General features: G+C 60.9%; 18 protein-coding genes. 9 read left to right on the top strand and 9 right to left on the bottom strand.

Going from position 1 to position 16172, the window contains the following annotated elements:
* Nucleotides 1-29 precede the first annotated feature (29 nt).
* From OOZ52_RS04845 to OOZ52_RS04835, 3 genes are all read left to right on the top strand, one after another.
* On the top strand, nt 30-947 hold the full coding sequence (locus OOZ52_RS04845; RefSeq protein WP_274697376.1) for a sulfite exporter TauE/SafE family protein: 918 nt from the start codon (nt 30-32) through the stop codon (nt 945-947).
* A complete protein-coding gene (locus tag OOZ52_RS04840; RefSeq protein ID WP_274697779.1) occupies nt 947-1717 on the top strand; it encodes a TIGR02186 family protein in 771 nt (256 codons plus the stop codon). The genes OOZ52_RS04845 and OOZ52_RS04840 overlap by 1 nt, the downstream gene beginning before the upstream one ends.
* A gap of 84 nt (nt 1718-1801) precedes the next feature.
* Nucleotides 1802-3520, top strand: a complete 1719-nt coding sequence (locus tag OOZ52_RS04835; RefSeq protein ID WP_274697375.1) for an ATP-binding protein — start codon at nt 1802-1804, stop codon at nt 3518-3520.
* 216 nt (nt 3521-3736) lie between these two features.
* Here OOZ52_RS04835 and OOZ52_RS04830 read toward each other — a convergent pair whose 3' ends face one another.
* The 4 genes from OOZ52_RS04830 to OOZ52_RS04815 all read right to left on the bottom strand — a co-directional run bounded on the left by OOZ52_RS04830 (nt 3737) and on the right by OOZ52_RS04815 (nt 8289).
* Nucleotides 3737-4468 (bottom strand): 7-carboxy-7-deazaguanine synthase QueE, encoded by a 732-nt coding sequence (locus OOZ52_RS04830; protein WP_274697374.1) that lies wholly within the window; start codon nt 4466-4468, stop codon nt 3737-3739.
* A 184-nt stretch (nt 4469-4652) separates the two neighbouring features.
* Entirely contained in the window at nt 4653-5012 is a 360-nt protein-coding gene (locus OOZ52_RS04825) for a VOC family protein (RefSeq protein WP_274697373.1), read from the bottom strand.
* 53 nt (nt 5013-5065) lie between these two features.
* Nucleotides 5066-5578: a DUF2262 domain-containing protein gene (locus OOZ52_RS04820; RefSeq protein WP_274697372.1), complete on the bottom strand. Its 513-nt coding sequence runs from the start codon at nt 5576-5578 to the stop codon at nt 5066-5068.
* Nucleotides 5575-8289 (bottom strand): valine--tRNA ligase, encoded by a 2715-nt coding sequence (locus OOZ52_RS04815; RefSeq protein ID WP_274697371.1) that lies wholly within the window; start codon nt 8287-8289, stop codon nt 5575-5577. The genes OOZ52_RS04820 and OOZ52_RS04815 overlap by 4 nt, the downstream gene beginning before the upstream one ends.
* A gap of 86 nt (nt 8290-8375) precedes the next feature.
* On the opposite strand from OOZ52_RS04815, the gene OOZ52_RS04810 reads away from it, so the two are divergent.
* Genes OOZ52_RS04810 through OOZ52_RS04795 form a run of 4 tightly spaced genes read left to right on the top strand, consistent with a single transcriptional unit; the run spans nt 8376 to nt 11923 of the window.
* Entirely contained in the window at nt 8376-9485 is a 1110-nt protein-coding gene (locus OOZ52_RS04810) for an ABC transporter permease (RefSeq protein WP_274697370.1), read from the top strand.
* The gene (locus tag OOZ52_RS04805) at nt 9482-10354 is read left to right on the top strand and encodes an ABC transporter ATP-binding protein (protein WP_274697369.1); all 873 of its coding nucleotides are present in this window, start codon (nt 9482-9484) and stop codon (nt 10352-10354) included. The genes OOZ52_RS04810 and OOZ52_RS04805 overlap by 4 nt, the downstream gene beginning before the upstream one ends.
* Nucleotides 10355-10364: 10 nt before the next feature.
* Nucleotides 10365-11315 carry an MlaD family protein gene (locus OOZ52_RS04800; protein WP_274697368.1) on the top strand — a complete coding sequence of 317 codons (951 nt, stop codon included), beginning with the start codon at nt 10365-10367 and terminating at the stop codon, nt 11313-11315.
* Between the two features lie 20 nt (nt 11316-11335).
* Nucleotides 11336-11923: an ABC-type transport auxiliary lipoprotein family protein gene (locus tag OOZ52_RS04795; protein WP_274697367.1), complete on the top strand. Its 588-nt coding sequence runs from the start codon at nt 11336-11338 to the stop codon at nt 11921-11923.
* On the opposite strand, the gene OOZ52_RS04790 is transcribed toward OOZ52_RS04795, so the two are convergent.
* Genes OOZ52_RS04790 through crcB form a run of 5 tightly spaced genes read right to left on the bottom strand, consistent with a single transcriptional unit; the run spans nt 11920 to nt 15049 of the window.
* Nucleotides 11920-12615: an ATP12 family chaperone protein gene (locus OOZ52_RS04790; protein ID WP_274697366.1), complete on the bottom strand. Its 696-nt coding sequence runs from the start codon at nt 12613-12615 to the stop codon at nt 11920-11922. The two genes, OOZ52_RS04795 and OOZ52_RS04790, sit on opposite strands and share 4 nt — an antisense overlap.
* Complete coding sequence (locus OOZ52_RS04785) at nt 12612-12839, bottom strand: hypothetical protein (RefSeq protein WP_274697365.1); 228 nt, start codon at nt 12837-12839, stop codon at nt 12612-12614. Before OOZ52_RS04785 ends, OOZ52_RS04790 begins: the two co-directional genes overlap by 4 nt.
* Entirely contained in the window at nt 12832-13482 is a 651-nt protein-coding gene (locus tag OOZ52_RS04780) for an HAD-IA family hydrolase (RefSeq protein WP_274697778.1), read from the bottom strand. The genes OOZ52_RS04785 and OOZ52_RS04780 overlap by 8 nt, the downstream gene beginning before the upstream one ends.
* 5 nt (nt 13483-13487) lie before the next feature.
* Nucleotides 13488-14630 carry an RluA family pseudouridine synthase gene (locus OOZ52_RS04775; protein WP_274697364.1) on the bottom strand — a complete coding sequence of 381 codons (1143 nt, stop codon included), beginning with the start codon at nt 14628-14630 and terminating at the stop codon, nt 13488-13490.
* Nucleotides 14627-15049, bottom strand: coding sequence for a fluoride efflux transporter CrcB (crcB, locus tag OOZ52_RS04770; protein ID WP_274697363.1), 423 nt, complete (start codon nt 15047-15049; stop codon nt 14627-14629). Before crcB ends, OOZ52_RS04775 begins: the two co-directional genes overlap by 4 nt.
* Nucleotides 15050-15280: 231 nt before the next feature.
* Between crcB and rpsU the strand changes: the two genes are divergently transcribed.
* Both rpsU and OOZ52_RS04760 read left to right on the top strand, forming a co-directional pair.
* The gene (gene rpsU, locus OOZ52_RS04765) at nt 15281-15487 is read left to right on the top strand and encodes a 30S ribosomal protein S21 (RefSeq protein WP_176273015.1); all 207 of its coding nucleotides are present in this window, start codon (nt 15281-15283) and stop codon (nt 15485-15487) included.
* A 102-nt stretch (nt 15488-15589) separates the two neighbouring features.
* A complete protein-coding gene (locus OOZ52_RS04760) occupies nt 15590-16162 on the top strand; it encodes an FKBP-type peptidyl-prolyl cis-trans isomerase (protein ID WP_274697362.1) in 573 nt (190 codons plus the stop codon).
* Nucleotides 16163-16172 lie beyond the last annotated feature (10 nt).

Here is a 16172-nt window from a genome sequence, read left to right as displayed (position 1 = left end):
CCAGCGTCTCGTTCGTTTAGGCGCTAGGGATGGACGTATACCTTCCCATTGCGAATCTATCGGTCAATGGCCTGTGGATCGTCCTGCTTGGTGCTCTGACCGGCGTGCTTTCGGGCCTGTTCGGCGTTGGCGGAGGATTTCTCACCACGCCGCTGCTGATCTTCTTTGGTATTCAGCCTACTGTGGCCGCCGCTTCTGCCGCGACCCAGGTGACGGGGGCGAGCGTTTCGGGCGTTATCGGTCACGGCCGTAACAAGGGTGTCGACTATGATATCGGACTGGTGATCGTCGCTGGCGGGATGCTCGGCGCGTTGCTTGGCGCGGGCCTGTTCAATTTGCTTCGTGCGGTTGGTCAGATCGATACGGTCATCAACATTCTCTACGTCTTGCTCCTTGGCACGATCGGCGGGCTGATGTTGAAGGAAGCATTGCAATCTCTGGGCTACGTCTCGGCAGGTGAAGGCAAGCCGCGTGCAGCCAAGCGCCGTCACCATCCGTGGATTGCGGCATTGCCCTACCGCATGCGCTTCTATCGCTCAGGGCTCTACATCTCTCCGATTGCGCCGCTGATCCTTGGTGTTGTTGTCGGTATCCTGACGATGCTCATGGGCGTGGGTGGTGGATTCATCATGGTACCCGCAATGCTCTACATTCTCGGGATGAGTGCGAAGGTCGTGGTGGGCACTAGCCTGTTCAATATCCTCTTTATCACCATGCTGGTCACCATGGTGCACGCCTTCACTACCCGAGCGGTGGACATTGTGCTCGCAGGCTTGTTGCTCCTCGGATCAGTGATCGGAGCGCAATTCGGCACCAAGATTGCTCAGCTGGTCAAGCCGGAATTCCTGCGTCTGATCCTTGCCTCTATCGTTGTGGCGATTGCGCTGCGGATGCTGTGGGGTCTGGGTGTGCGACCGGATGAGGTCTACACGGTGGTGCCGCTGTGATCCGCGCGCTCATCCTCTTTCTTTGCGCTCTCGGTCTCGCTTCGCCTGCGCTAGCCCAAAGCCGCGATCCCATCCTGGTACCCGATATCTCGGAGCACGAGATTGTCTTGCGACAAGGATTTACCGGCGCGGACCTGCTGCTCTTCGGTGCCATTCTGGATAGCGCCGGCGGACGTGCGCAGGGCGAATATGATGTGGTCGTTGTGCTGAAAGGGCCGAGCGAACAGGTTCGTCTCCGCGAAAAGGAGCGCTGGCTGGGCATGATGTGGGTCAATGCCGAGAGCACCGATTTCCGTTCGGTTCCGTCTTACTACGCGCTTGCCAGCTCGCGGCCGATCCAGGAGATTGTGGATGAAAGGACTGCGCTGATTTTCGAGCTTGGGCTCGACTACTTGCAGCTGTCACCCTCCGGCTCGATCGATCCGGAGGAGCAGGCCCGCTTCTCCGCCGGGCTTGTCGATCTGCGCGAACGACAAGGTCTCTATGCCGAGTATGAGGAAGGTGTGCGGGTATCGGAAGGTGTCCTGTATCGTGCTCGATTGCCTATTCCGTCCAATGTGATCGCGGGCCGATACGTAGCAGAGACATTCGCCATTACCGATGGCGAAGTGGTAACCTCTGCGACCTCCGAAGTGCAGGTGTACAAGGAAGGTTTCGAGCGCCGCGTAGAGGATGCCGCGAATGACAATTCACTGCTGTACGGCCTCTTTGCAGTGGGTCTTTCGGTGTTGATGGGATGGGCGGCGGGCCGCCTGTTCGCGCTCATCTGAACTACACAAAGGCGCGTGATTGACGCGATTTTAACCTCATTCGGGCTAGGCCGCTTGCCAGTTTAACAGCTTTGCGAGCCGTATATGACCGATATGAACGGTAGTCAGTTTGCCAATGCCACTCCGGTGGACCAGTCCAACGCAGCGCCTGCTGCATCGCCGCAGGAAGACGATCTTCGCGCTGCGCAGAGCGCCGAGTGCGCGCGACAGCCGATCGGCGTGGTGCTGGAAATCGCCGGCTCCGGCTCTGCCATTGCCCTGGACCTGCAGCGGCTGAACGAATGTATGGCTGATGCCGATCCGTCTATCGCACTGGCCGGACAGGTCGGTTCACAGATCAAGATCAAGACCAATGATGGCTGGCTTCTCGCTTCGGTGCGCAACCAGCGGCAGGATCGTCGCGGACAGGCCAACTCGGTCATCGCCAATATCGACTTTATGGGCGAGGGCATGGAAGAAAAGCTGACGGGCAAGATCCACAGCTTCCGCCGCGGTGTAACGCGCTACCCGATTCCGGGCGCGATGGTTTATCCTGCCACCACCGAAGACCTTCGCCAGATTTACGCTTCGGACGGTCGCAGCGCGATCCAGATCGGCACCGTCTACCCCACCAGCGATATTCGCGCGGGTATGTATATCGACGCCATGCTGGGCAAGCACTTCGCGCTGCTCGGCTCGACCGGTACGGGTAAGTCGACGAGTGCCGCGCTTATCCTCCACCGCATCTGTCAGGCGGCCCCGCAGGGTCACATCCTGATGATCGATCCGCACGGTGAATATTCGGCCGCATTCCGCAACACCGGCATGATTTTCGACGTGTCGAACCTGCAGATGCCGTACTGGCTGATGAACTTTGAAGAGCACTGCGAAGTGCTACTCAAGTCCAGCGGGAACGACCTTCAGAACGATCGCGATATTCTTGCCAAGTGTCTGCTGGCCGCACGGTCGAAGAACCGCCTGGCGGAAACGATGGGCAAGATCACGGTAGACTCGCCGATCCCCTATCTGCTGTCCGACCTGACCGGCATGATCCAGGATGAAATGGGTAAGCTGGACAAGGCGACCAACACCGCGCCCTACATGCGCATCAAGACCAAGATTGACGAGTTGAAGGCCGATCCGCGTTACCAGTTCATGTTCTCCGGCATGCTCGTGGGTGACACGATGGCGGATTTCATCGGCAAGATCTTCCGCATGCCGTCAGACGGCAAACCGATCTCCATCATCGACGTGTCGGGCGTCCCGTCCGACATCACCAGCACGGTTGTTGCCGTGCTCAGCCGTCTGACCTTCGACTTCGCCATCTGGAGCCGTAACGAGAGCACTTCGCCGATCCTGCTGGTCTGCGAAGAGGCTCACCGTTACGTGCCGAACGAGCGCAATGCCGATGGCAACTCGGTTGGCACGATCCTCAGCCGTATCGCCAAGGAGGGCCGTAAATACGGTATCTCGCTCGGTTTGATTACCCAGCGACCGTCCGACCTTGCCGAAGGCGTGCTGTCGCAGTGCGGTACGATCATCTCGATGCGCCTCAACAACGACCGCGACCAGGACTTTGTTCGTGCCGCGATGCCCGAAGGCGCGCGTGGCTTCCTCGATTCCATCCCGGCGCTGCGCAACCGCGAATGCATCGTCTGCGGCGAGGGTGTTTCGATCCCGATCCGCGTTTCCTTCGACAACCTTGAAGAGAGCAAGCGTCCGGCATCGGAAGACCCGAGCTTTGTCGACCTGTGGAACCAGGGTGGCGGCGAAGAAGAAAAGGTCATGCGCACCGTCCAACGCTGGCGTTCGCAGGGGGCGTAATTTGTTTAGCCTCAAGCGCCGGCGTTCGCGTCCGCTCACTTGGCTTCCGCCCTACCGGACGGCCCGCAGTCGCGGGCTGTCGTGCCGCTGCGCGGCTCGAGACCATCGCCGATCGCGAGCGAAGCGAGGGCAAGGGCGACCGCCCGCCCGCAGCGGACGCAGCTTGGCTGCGCGTCTAGCGAGGACGCGCCCGCGGAGGCGGGTGCGCAAGACAAGTTAGGTACCTCGGGTGTCGCCGTAGAGGTGGATGTGTAGCCGATCAGTCATCCTGAACCCGTGCTTCAGCGCCAGCGGAGCTAGCCACTTCTCGCGGGACCGTAGCGTCTCGCTGTCGGTGCCTTCGGGCATCAGGAACACGTGCCCTTTGTCAAAGCCATAGTCCGCGACCAGCTCCAGGACCTCGTCCATGTCGCCCGGCTCGGCGATCACGAACTTGAGGAAAGCCCGCGGCTCGGCTGCCCAATGCGCCAGCATTTCGGGCTTGAGCGCGAGCTCCGCCGCGTTGCCGCTGTGTGCCAATTTGGGGCTGACATTGTACTGTGTCACCCGCCCATCGAGCGCTGCGGGTGGCATCACGGTGCCGTTGGTTTCGATCTCCACAGAGATATCGGGCAAATGCTCGAGCATTGCAGCCAACTTGCCCGCCTGCATCAGCGGTTCGCCGCCAGTAATGACCACGCGATCCCGCCCGAATGCCGCTATCCGTTTCGCCGCCTCCTCTGGCGAAAGCTTCACCTGATTTTCCGCGCGATCAAAGGTCTCACCAGAGCGATGCGGGCGCTCATCACCCTCGAAATGCCAAGTATAAGCGGTATCGCACCACACGCATGCGAGGTTGCAGCGCGATAGACGGATAAAGGCTACAGGCATGCCCGCGCTCGGCCCTTCGCCTTGCTCCGATGCAAAAATCTCTGCCTCGCCGGGAGCCTGTGTCGCAAGCGTCAGCATCGGTGCGGCCCCTGCGAACTTGACGAAGTTGACATCGTGACGATGCACCTGTGGGGGATATTTTCACTTGATATCATGGATGTATCCGCCACTGGCGAAGTTGACACTTCTGCGAATGAATTCAGTGGAGCGGGCGACTCAAGCATGACGGCAGCCTTTGCACGCCTTGGCCGTGTAGGAAAGGTCAGGCGTAAACCGTGACTTCCACGCGCATCCCGTCGGGGTCGCGGAAGAAGGTCGCGGTCTCATCCTCGAAATGCTGCTTTTCAGGCACCTCGAACCCGGCATCCGCCATGCCCTGGCGCACCGCGTCGAGCGCCGCCTCGTCGGGTGCGGTAAAACCGAGATGATTGAGGCCAGGCGCATAACGCCCGTAGTCCGAGGTATCCGCCTTCGCCTGATTGAGATCGATCGCGACACCGTCCTCATTCGCCCAGACATGGTCGCGCGTCTTGGTGAAGCCGATGAGGCCAAGCAGCGTCTCATACCAAGGCAAGCTCGCCTCCAGCGAGCGCACAAGGATAACCATGTGATCGAGTGTCATTTGCGCCTCCAGTCATCATGAGAGGTGGGAGGATGTCGTGAGCGCTTCAAGGCCTATGGGAAGAACAGGCTCACCTCGCTGATTTCTCCCCGAGTAGTCCCGATCAACTCGATTACATTACCGCCCATTAGATCCCGGGTATCGAAAGTTAGGAAAACGCTGCCTGATACATTTAGTTCGATTACCTCAAGCGGGATTCTTCTCTCCCATTCTCCAACTTCAAGCGGAGGTTGATCGCGGTGCCATCTGTTCTCGATGTATTCGGGATAGAACATCTCTGCAGACCGAGCGCTCGCTTTGGTTTGAAAGTCTTCGGCATGAGCCAAAAATCTACGCAGTTGGTCCAAACATCTGGAAAGCGCACGTACGGATAAATCGTCACGTAGATTGATAGAGACATAGACGTCTTGACCGAGCCAATCGACTTTGCCGCCGTAGCTACGGCCAGAGTCCCCCAAACGGAACTCGCCGAGGTCATCGTCTCGGAACAATTGAGGCAGCCTGGACGAAGGGGTTGCTGAGCCCTTCACGAACTTTGCTATGGCCTCTGCAAGACGCTTAATCACCCCAACCGCGCCAGCGCGCCTTCAAGCCGCGCTATCTCGGCCGTGTGGTGTGCCAGATCATCGCGTGCTTTTTCGACGGCTTCGGGAGCCGCGCGTTCGACGAAGTTTGCATTGCCGAGGCGGCCCTGGAGCGATCCTGCTTCCTTCTGCGAGGCAGCCAGCGCCTTCTCCAGCCGCGCGCGTTCGGCGTCGATATCGATCACGCCTTCGAGCGGCACAATGAACACGTCATCACCCGCGGTCACCTGCATTGCGGCACCGGCGGGCGCTTCGCCCACGGTGACAGGAGACAGGCGGGCGAGGCGTTCGATGGCAGCGCTGCTTCGCTCGAGCACGCGGCTGGCTACGTCGGACGGGTTTGCCACGAAGGCCGCCAGCTTCTCACCCGGCGAAATGCCTAGCTCGTTGCGCGCACCGCGCGTCGCGGTGGTGAGCGCTATGGTCCAGTCGATGGCGTCGGTCGCGTCCTTGGAAACTTCCGCGCGCGGATCGGGCCATTTGGCGAGGATCAGGTCGTAGCTGCGTTCTCCCCCCTCAAAACTGGCTTGGGCATGCCACAGCTCTTCGGTGACGAAGGGCATGAAGGGGTGCAGCATCACGAAAATCTGGTCGAGCGCCCATCCGGCGACTTCGCGGGTTTCCACCGCAGCCGGGCTGTCCGCATCGCCTTGCAGGACCGGCTTGATCAACTCGAGATACCAATCGCAGAAGCGGCTCCAAGTGAACTGGTAGATCGTGTTGGCAGCGGCATCGAAGCGCAGGTCCGCCATTGCGGCTTCCAGCGCCTCGCAGGTCTGCTGCACTTCGCCGATGATCCACTGGTTGGCCGCGAGCTTGGCTGCCGGAGCCTTGATCGTGTCGCTCTTGCCGATCCCGTTAGACTGGCAGAAACGCGTGGCATTCCAGAGCTTTGTTGCGAAGTTGCGATAGCCCTCGACACGCTTTTCATCCATCTTGATGTCGCGGCCCTGGCTTTCCATCGCCGCCATGAAGAAGCGCAGCGCATCGGCGCCGTACTGGTCGATCAGGCCGAGCGGATCGACGACATTGCCCTTGGACTTGCTCATCTTCGAGCCGTCCGCCGCGCGCACGAGGCCGTGCAGATACAGCTTGTCCCACGGGCGCTCGCCCATGTTGAAGTATCCCGACATCAGCATGCGCGCATCCCAGAAGAACAGGATGTCGAAGCCGGAGATGAGCAGGCTGTTGGGATAATGCTTTTTCAGCATCGCGGTCTCGTCCGGCCAGCCGAGCGTGGCGAAGGGCCAGAGCGCGGAGGAGAACCATGTGTCGAGCACGTCTTCATCGCGGGTCAGCGCAACGCCTTCGCCTGCCTTGGCCTGCGCTTCTTCCTCGCTCATCGCGACATAGGCGTTCCCGTCTGCGTCATACCAAGCCGGGATCCGGTGCCCCCACCACAGCTGGCGCGAAACACACCACGGCTGGATGTTCTCCATCCAGTTGAAGAAGGTCTTCTCCCACGTCTTGGGGACGATCTCGACTTCGCCCGAACGCACCGCCTCGATGGGCTTCTGCGCCAGCGTTTCGGCATCGACGTACCACTGGTCGGTTAGCCACGGTTCGATCACCACGCCGCCGCGATCGCCGAAGGGCGTTGCTATGGTGCGCGGTTCAGCGTCGAGCACTTGCTCTTCGCCCTTTTTGGTCTTCGTGACATAGGGGACGAGGTGGCCGCTCTCTTTGAGCATTTCGACCACACGCTTGCGGGCATCGAAACGGTCCATGCCGATGAGTTCATCGGGCACCAGCCCGTCCGCCGTCTGGCAAACCGCTGCCTCGGCATCGAGCATGTTGAGCATATCGCCCGCTGCGATCCCGGCGCGCTTGCCGACGTCGAAGTCGTTGAAATCATGCCCCGGCGTGATTTTCACCGCGCCCGAGCCGAGCTCCGGATCGGCATGCTCGTCGGCCACGATAGGAATTTCGCGGCCCGTAATCGGCAGTTTCACCTTGGCACCGCGCGCGACCAGATCCTTGTAGCGATCATCGTCCGGATGAACCGCGACCGCCATATCGGCGAGCATGGTTTCCGGGCGTGTGGTGGACACGCGGATCGAGCCGCTTTCATCGGCAAGCGGGTATTCGAAGGTCCAAAAGTGGCCCGCCACGTTCTCGGTCTCGACTTCGAGATCGGAGATCGCGGTCTTCAGCTTCGGGTCCCAGTTCACCAACCGCTTGTCGCGGTAGATCAGGCCCTTTTCGTGCAGGTCCACGAACACCTTGAGCACCGCCTTGGTGAAGTGCTCGTCCATCGTGAACTGTTCGCGCGACCAGTCCATCGAGCAGCCGAGGCGGCGCAGCTGCTTGGTAATGGTTCCGCCAGATTCGGCTTTCCATTCCCACACCTTGTCGACGAATTCTTCGCGACTGTAATTGGTGCGCTTGTCCTGCCGCTCTTCCATCTGGCGCTCGACCACCATCTGCGTGGCGATGCCGGCATGGTCCATGCCCACCACCCACAGCGCATCTTTGCCGCGCAGCCGCTCGTATCGGATCACGATATCCTGCAGCGTATTATCGAGGGCGTGGCCGATGTGCAGCGAACCCGTCACGTTGGGCGGCGGGTTCACAATGGTGAAGGGCTCGGCATCCGGGCGCTCCGGACGGAATGCGCCTGTGCCTTCCCAGTGGGAATACCATTTCGCCTCAATCGCGGCGGGATCGAAAGTCTTTGACAGCTCGGTGCTCATATATGGCGCACTGCCACCACTATCTCACCACTTCAACAACCGAAGTTGTTGCGGGGCGCGATGTTTACACGCATAGCACTGCAAACATGCGTGAATGGGCCGAATATAGCGTGGAAGAACGCGGCGGACGGGTGACGGTATCGATCACCGGGCCGCTGGTCGTATCGAGCATCGGCGCGCTTGACCCAGAGCTGCGCGATTTTGGCGATTCCGTACAATTTGTCGATCTGGCCGGTGTCGGGCGGATCGATACCGTTGGCGCCTGGGTCGTCCACCGCTTTGCGCAGGAAAAGGGTGCCGAGATCATCGGTGGCAGCGAATCGGCGATGGTGCTGATCGATGCAGTCGAAGAATGCGCGCACGAAGCCGATATCACACCGCCGCGCCCCTTTGCCATTGGTCGGATTTCCGAAGGCGTTGGTAAACAGGTGGTCGAATTCGGCCAGGGCGCGCGGCGCAATATCGGCTTTCTCGGCGCAATCCTGACCTCGATGGCGGGCACATTTGCCCATCCGGGGCGGCTGCGGCTGCGCGCGCTCGTCCGGCAGATGGAGCTGGTTGGTGTCACCGCTTTGCCCATCGTCGGGCTGATGAGCTTCCTGATCGGTATTGTGATCGCGCAGCAGGGCGCTGTGCAGTTGCGGCAGTTTGGTGCAGAGGCGTTCACCGTCAACCTTGTCGGCCGGATTACCCTGCGCGAACTGGGCGTGCTGATGACTGCGATCATGGTTGCGGGCCGTTCCGGCTCTGCTTTTGCCGCGCAGCTCGGCACGATGAAGCTAACCGAGGAAATCGACGCCATGCGCACGATCGGGGTCAGCCCGATGGAAGCATTGGTGCTGCCGCGAATTCTGGCCAGCGTGCTGATGATGCCGCTGCTCGGCTTCTATGCTTCGATAATGGCGATTATCGGTGGCGCGGTGATCGGCGACCTGATGCTCGGCATCCCGTTCTGGACCTTCATCGCCCGCGTTCAGGAAGTGGTGCCGACGCACGATTTCTGGGTCGGCATGATCAAAGCGCCGGTATTTGGACTGATCGTGGCTTTGGCGGGGTGTTATCAGGGCATGCAGGTCAAAGGGAATGCAGAGGAAGTCGGCCTGCGCACCACAATGGCAGTGGTCTATGCCATCTTCATGGTTATCGTGCTGGATGCCTTCTTTGCCGTGTTCTTCACGGAGATTGGCTGGGGATGAGCGAGCAAAACATCCCTGAAGAGGCGCTGCAAGAAGCACAGGACATACCGCCCGAGTTTGACGGTGAGCATCCCATTCGCATTCGCGGGCTGACCAATGCCTTTGGTGAGTTCAAGGTACACGACGACCTCAACCTCGACGTGAAGCGCGGCGAGATCATTGGTGTCGTTGGCGGCTCGGGCACGGGCAAGTCTGTGCTGATGCGATCGATTATCGGGCTGCAGATCCCCGAAAGCGGGGAAATCGAGGTGTTCGGTCGCAATATCACTGAAGCCGAACCAGACGAGGAAATCGGTGTGCGCTGCCGCTGGGGCGTGCTGTTCCAGGGAGGAGCGCTGTTCTCCACGCTGACTGTGGCGGAAAATGTCCAGGTCCCGCTGAAGCAATTCTACCCCGAGCTGAGCCAGGAACTGCTCGACGAGATCGCTCGCTACAAAGTGGTCCTGACTGGTCTACCCGAAGATGCTGCGGCAAAATATCCCAGCGAGCTTTCAGGCGGAATGAAGAAACGTGCAGGGCTTGCTCGCGCGCTCGCACTCGACCCCGAGCTGCTGTTTCTCGATGAGCCGACCGCGGGCCTCGATCCAATCGGTGCGGCCAAGTTTGACGAGCTGACCCGCGAACTGACTGATACGCTGGGGCTGACGGTGTTCCTCATCACACATGATCTCGACACGCTCTATGCGATCTGTGATCGGGTGGCGGTACTGGCGGACAAACAGGTGATCGCGGTCGGCACAATCCCCGAATTGCTGGAAACCGATCATCCGTGGATCCAGGAATACTTCAATGGACCGCGCAGCCGCGCGGCCGCACAAACCCACGAAAGCGGGAAAGCAATAGACAACCCAGACGGCGGGAAGGCATAGAGAGAGAGCTATGGAAACCAGAGCAAACCATGTCTGGGTAGGTGCAGTCACGCTGCTGTTGCTGGCGGCCGCCGCGATATTCTTTGTCTGGCTCGCTGGCCTCAGTGACCGGGACAACAAAGAATACGATATCTTCTTCGAACAGTCGGTGGGCGGCGTGGCAGAAGGCTCTGTCGTCACCTATTCGGGCGTTCCGGTGGGACAGGTGATGGATATTTCCATTTGGGAGCGTGATCCCGAGTTCGTGAAGGTCCGTGTGCGGATCGAGGACGAAACGCCGATCCATGTCGGCACACAGGCCAGCGTTGCGGCGAGCTTTACCGGTGTTTCCAACATCTCGCTGAGCGGTGGCCAGAGCGACCAGCCGTTGATCAGCTGCGATACGACCACCTGCGTTGAAGACAATGTGCCGATCATTCCGCCCGCACCAGGTGCCATCGGAGAAATTCTCGCCAGTACGCCGCTGTTGCTGGAGCGCCTGGCGACACTGACCGACCGCCTGACGCGTGTCCTTGATGACGAGAACCAGAATTCGATCTCTGGCATCCTGCGCAACACCGATACGATCAGCCGCGAGCTGGCAGCAACCTCGCCAGAGGTGCAGGCCACCCTGCGCGAACTGCAATTGACCCTGGCACAATCGACAGAAACGCTGGCTGCCTTTGAAGGCACGCTCGAAACGACCGATGAGCTGCTCGAACGCGATGGCGCTCAGCTTTCCGCCGACCTGCGCGCTACGCTTGCTTCCGCACGCGAAGCGGCGAGTGCGCTGGAAGCGACTCTCGCCAATGTCGAGCCGCTGACCGAGCAGCTTTCCGAGGACACATTGCCCGCCGCCACTGCAACGCTGCGTGACCTGCGTGCAACGAGCGAAAACCTGCGCAACATGACAGAGCGGCTGGAAAACGAAGGGGCGGGATCGCTGCTGAGCGGTCCAGCGCTACCGGATTACGAGCCATGAGCGGGAAAAGGATGATGAGCATGACCCCGAAACCCCTCTGTGCAGCACTGGCCGCGTTGGCCATGCTGGGCGGCTGCGTGAGCCTTGGCGGTGCCGAACCACCTGACCAGCTGCTGACCCTGACCCCCGCCACCTTCGCGCCTGCCGGTAGCGGAGCAGAAGGCGAAGCGCGCAGCGCGCTGGCGGTGCAGGTTCCGGCAGTGAACCAGCGGCTCAACGTCAATCGCATTCCGGTGACGACCAGCGACAGCACGCTCGCCTACCTTGCCGATGCCTTCTGGGTGGAAAAGCCCGCACGGCTGTTCCGCAACGTGCTTGCCGAAACCATCCGTGCGCGTGGCAATCGCCTGGTCGCGAGCGGGCAGGAGATGGAATACGTCGCCGAGACGCAGCTTTCGGGCCAGCTGACCGCAATGGATTACGATGCTTTGAGCGGAAGCGTGTTCATCCGTTACGATGCGGTGCTGGAAAACCCTGGAGCGGGCGTCCGCACACGCCGCTTTGAAGCGCGCATTTCGGGCATCCCGGCAGAAGCCAATGCCGTGGGCGCCGCGATGAACGATGCTGCCAACCAGATCGCTGGAGAAGTCGCCGACTGGGTGGATTAATCCCGCACGGCTTTCGCAAATTGCGCTGCTTTCTCGAAAGCTTCCAGCTGCAGCTTGCGCGTGCGCTCGGCCTCTGCATCCCATCCCCATAGCTCGGCCTGCCAATCCTCCTCGACATTGGCAGCGGCAAACATCGTGCTTGTGTCGCCATCCTCATCGAGGATCGCGAGCGCGACGACAATAGAGGCTGCAAGTGAGGCAAGCGTGATCAATGCCGAAAGCGTGAAGTCATCCTCGCCCACCAGTCTGTCACGAAGTGCGGCCATCGTCGCTTCAGGGTGGCCGCGATGGACTACCCCGCTGACGCGTTCCATCCGCGCACCGTGGCGCTTTTCAAACGCGGTGACGAGCGGTTCCCAGACCTCTTCCTGCCGCTGGTAGAGCGGTTCATCGGGGCTGGCGCGGTAGCACAGCGTGTCGGTGTCGGCGTAGCTCAGCAGCTTGTCGACCGTGCCACCGATGTCGGGTCGCACCATGTCGATGGCGAAGTCGGCCAGATCGCGGAAGACGAATACCTTGGTATCGATTTCGTCTCCCTGCGCGCGCCATTCTTCTGCGAGCAGCTCTGCGGCTTCCTGCGTCGGGACGACCTGCGCCGCACCGCGCTGGGTCTTGATCCCGCGCCCGTCGAGCGTGACCTGCCAGCCGCCTTCGACCTCGGCGATGGAAACCTCTTTCCAGAACTTCTTCATGGGCGCTCGTTCGTGCTCCACATCCGCGCCATGAAGGTCGGCATGATCAGAGCTTCGATCATGCCGAACACGATCAGGATAATGCCAACCCACATCGGTAGATCGAATGCGCCATTGGCGATCACAAGTCCGGCAAGGACCATCGCAACGCCTGTCAGCCGCATCAGGTTGATAAGGATGAAGCGTTGCTTCGCCTGCGCTTCTGCGGTTTCGCGATCAGCCATTCAGCAGTGCCTCCAGCTCTTCCATCGTCTGCGCAACGCCTACTGCACCGGCATCGAGCAATTCCTGCGGCTCGTGATAGCCCCAGGCGACCCCGACGCTGCGTGTTCCGGCATTGGCGGCCATCTGGATATCATAGACCGTATCGCCGATCATCACCGTGTCCATGCGGCCCGCTCCGGCATCAGCCATTGCCGCTTCCAGCATGGCGGGGTGTGGCTTGGACGGGTGGCGGTCTGCGGTGTGGAGCGTTGTGAACAGGTCGGTCAATCCGTTGACCGACAGCGTGCTGTTCAGGCCGCGGTCCGATTTTCCGGTGGCAACGCCCAGCGTCCAGCCACTCCCGTGTAGGCGACGCAGCAGATCGGGGATACCATCGAAAAGCGGTTCGCGCAGGCTGCCATCCTCGCGTGACTGGCGGAAGGCGGCTTTATAGGCTTCCACGGCTGCGAGCAGCTGGTCCTCGTCCGCATCCGGAGCAAGGCTGCGGATTGCCTGCGGCAGGCTGAGCCCAACGATGCGGCGCACCTGGTGCATGTCCGGCTCGCCAAGCTCTGCCGTTTCGAACGCCACGGCCATCGCATTGCACACGCCCGCCTGCCCGTCCGACAGGGTGCCATCGCAATCGAATACCGCCAGCCGCACTGCGCTCACCTGCGCTTGCCCTGAGATTTGGGCTTGGCACCGCGCTTTTTGCCACCCGGTGCTCCGCGGCCCTTGCGTTCCCCGCGGCGATTCTTGCGGTACTGCTTGGCATGCTGGCGTGCGGCCTGCTTCTTTTCCTCGCGACTGCGCTCGGGCGGCGGCGTGGCGACCGGACCTGCATCGCTCATGTTCTCGTCGAAACCGAGCTGTTCCATGCTCTGCGCGAAGTGTTCGGGCAGGGGAGCGGTCACGTCCAGATCCTCGCCCTTCGGACCGTCAATGATCAGGCGGCGCGCGTGGAGGTGCATCTTGCGGCTGACACTGCCGGTAAGGAAAGCATCCTGCCCGCCGTATTTCCCGTCACCCACGATGGGATGACCTATGGCTGCCATGTGGACGCGCAACTGGTGGGTGCGTCCGGTGAAGGGCTGCAGCTCGACCCATGCGGCGGTGTTTCCGGCGCGTTCGACCACGCGGTATACGGTTTTGGCGGGCTGGCCGCTCTCCATATCGACATGCATCTTCTCGCCGCCCGTACCCGGCTGCTTGGCGAGCGGTGCTTCGATGGTGCCTTCGTGAATATCGGGCACGCCTACAACGAGTGCCCAGTAGATCTTCTTGGCGCTGCGGCCGGAGAACCGCTTGGAGAAGAATGCCGCGCTTCCAGCGGTGCGCGCGACCAGCAGGACACCGGAGGTGTCCTTGTCCAGCCGGTGGACAAGGCGGGGGCGCTGTTCGTCTTCGCCGGCAAAGGCGTCGAGCAGGCCGTCGACATGCTTGTTGGTCTTGGTGCCACCCTGTGTCGCGAGACCCGGCGGCTTGTTGAGTACCAGCGCAGCCTTGCTGCGCGTGATGAGCATGTCCTCAGCCTCGTCGATCTCGGCTTCGGTCAGCGGGCGGACCTTGCGCTTGGTACGTGCGCCGTCTTCACCACCTGGTGGAACGCGCAGGACCTGGCCTTCGCTCAGCCGGTCTTCGGGCTTGGCTCGCTTGCCATCGACCCGCAGCTGTCCGGTACGCGCCCAGCGGCTGACCGTGCCAAAGCCGACTTGTGGCAAGTGGCGCTTGAACCAGCGATCGAGGCGGACGCCCTCGTCATCAGCATCCACCGTGAACTGGCGGACTTCTTTGGGATCGGATTTAGTCATGAGAAGAGCCGCGTGATCATCATGCCGATCATTAAGCCCGAAATGCACAAGCCGAGTGAAAGCGCGACATAGATTGCAGCGAGCCCATATTGCCCGCGTTCAATCAGTAGCACCATTTCCAGGCTGAACGCGCTGAAGGTGGTGAAGCCTCCCAAAAGACCCACTCCCAGCAGCAAGCGCGCTTGATCTGTTTGCAGGCCAAGGGGACCGCCGCGATGTGCGAGCCATCCTGCCAGCAAGCCCATGAGGAGGCTGCCGATCGCGTTCACGGCCAAAGTGGCGAACGGAAAGGTCGTGACGATATTCGGACCAAGCGATGCGGTCATAAATCGGCCAAACTGGTAGCGCGCCAATGCGCCGATGCCGCCGCCAAGCGCGACAGATAGCGATGCCATAAGGGGGGAAGTCGTCTGGGACATGCGCGCCTCTTAGCCGCTGCTCCGGCTCTGCGGAACCCAAAAGGCACGCTGTGCGGCCAAAAAGACACGCGCGATCCCTTGCCTTTTGCCCATGATTCGCATATCTGCCGCGCCGTAAAGCCGGTTCCGGAACGGATTCGGCGCGTTTTTCGTTGATTAATCATACGGTGCACCCCGCGCCTGATCCGCGGGCTCTCACCGGTTTTGAAGTAGATAAGGTGGCTAGTTTTTATGCAGATCATCGTCCGCGATAACAATGTCGAGCAGGCCCTGCGCGCGCTCAAGAAGAAGCTGCAGCGTGAAGGTGTCTATCGCGAGATGAAGCTGCGTCGTCACTACGAAAAGCCGAGCGAAAAGCGCGCGCGTGAGAAGGCTGCCGCCGTTCGCCGTGCCCGCAAGCTGGAGCGTAAGCGCATGGAGCGTGACGGCATCAAGTAAGCGGCTTCCCGCGCATAAGCGGGTAAGATTGCTTGAAAGCTCACCGTAGCTAAGCCAAAGGGGCGTGGAAGAGATTCCGCGCCCTTTTGTTTTGCGCGGCATATGGCAGGATTTGACCCGATGACCGAAGTGACCCGTGTTCCTCTGCAACCCATCGCCAAGGGCTCGCTGCTCAAGCTGTGGCTGGGCGTTCTTGTCGCCGTACTCGTGGCTGCCGGAGTTGCCTGGGCGGCCATGCCCAAGGGCGTGACCGTTGACACAATTACCGCAGGTGAAGGCCCGAACCCGACAGTCGAGGACGTGATCTTTGTGCGTTACACCGGCCGCCTTGAAGACGGCACCGTGTTCGATCAGTCGACCGATGGTGCATGGCCGGTTCCGGGGATACTGCCCGATGGCGCTGCCCTGCCGCTCGGCCAGATGATCCCGGGTTTCCAGGAAGCCGTAGTGCAAATGCAGAAGGGCGGAACTTACGAAGTCTTCATCCCGGCAGAGCTGGGTTATGGCGACGATGTGCAGGAAGGTTCGCCTATCCCTCCCGGATCCGACCTCTATTTCAACATGACGCTCGTTGATTTCATGGCCGAGGAAGAGGCGCAGCAGCGCTATATGACCATGATGCAAATGATGCAGCAGATGGAAGAGGGTGGAGAAGGTGCCGCCGCCGCTGAATAAGACTCACGAT

The sequence above is a fragment of the Aurantiacibacter sp. D1-12 genome (genome assembly GCF_028858515.1).
Lineage (GTDB): Bacteria > Pseudomonadota > Alphaproteobacteria > Sphingomonadales > Sphingomonadaceae > Alteraurantiacibacter.
The sequence above is the reverse complement of the archived record's forward strand: the minus strand, read 5'-3'. Positions and strand labels throughout refer to the sequence as shown.

Excerpts from the sequence above, each read along its gene's own strand:
- OOZ52_RS04845 (WP_274697376.1), top strand. The coding sequence starts at position 30 with ATGGACGTATACCTTCCCATTGCGAATCTATCGGTCAATGGCCTGTGG.
- OOZ52_RS04835 (WP_274697375.1), top strand. The coding sequence starts at position 1,802 with ATGACCGATATGAACGGTAGTCAGTTTGCCAATGCCACTCCGGTGGAC.
- OOZ52_RS04830 (WP_274697374.1), bottom strand. The coding sequence starts at position 4,468 with ATGCTGACGCTTGCGACACAGGCTCCCGGCGAGGCAGAGATTTTTGCA.
- OOZ52_RS04825 (WP_274697373.1), bottom strand. The coding sequence starts at position 5,012 with ATGACACTCGATCACATGGTTATCCTTGTGCGCTCGCTGGAGGCGAGC.
- OOZ52_RS04815 (WP_274697371.1), bottom strand. The coding sequence starts at position 8,289 with ATGAGCACCGAGCTGTCAAAGACTTTCGATCCCGCCGCGATTGAGGCG.
- OOZ52_RS04810 (WP_274697370.1), top strand. The coding sequence starts at position 8,376 with ATGCGTGAATGGGCCGAATATAGCGTGGAAGAACGCGGCGGACGGGTG.
- OOZ52_RS04805 (WP_274697369.1), top strand. The coding sequence starts at position 9,482 with ATGAGCGAGCAAAACATCCCTGAAGAGGCGCTGCAAGAAGCACAGGAC.
- OOZ52_RS04800 (WP_274697368.1), top strand. The coding sequence starts at position 10,365 with ATGGAAACCAGAGCAAACCATGTCTGGGTAGGTGCAGTCACGCTGCTG.
- OOZ52_RS04795 (WP_274697367.1), top strand. The coding sequence starts at position 11,336 with ATGACCCCGAAACCCCTCTGTGCAGCACTGGCCGCGTTGGCCATGCTG.
- OOZ52_RS04790 (WP_274697366.1), bottom strand. The coding sequence starts at position 12,615 with ATGAAGAAGTTCTGGAAAGAGGTTTCCATCGCCGAGGTCGAAGGCGGC.
- OOZ52_RS04785 (WP_274697365.1), bottom strand. The coding sequence starts at position 12,839 with ATGGCTGATCGCGAAACCGCAGAAGCGCAGGCGAAGCAACGCTTCATC.
- OOZ52_RS04775 (WP_274697364.1), bottom strand. The coding sequence starts at position 14,630 with ATGACTAAATCCGATCCCAAAGAAGTCCGCCAGTTCACGGTGGATGCT.
- crcB (WP_274697363.1), bottom strand. The coding sequence starts at position 15,049 with ATGTCCCAGACGACTTCCCCCCTTATGGCATCGCTATCTGTCGCGCTT.
- rpsU (WP_176273015.1), top strand. The coding sequence starts at position 15,281 with ATGCAGATCATCGTCCGCGATAACAATGTCGAGCAGGCCCTGCGCGCG.
- OOZ52_RS04760 (WP_274697362.1), top strand. The coding sequence starts at position 15,590 with ATGGCAGGATTTGACCCGATGACCGAAGTGACCCGTGTTCCTCTGCAA.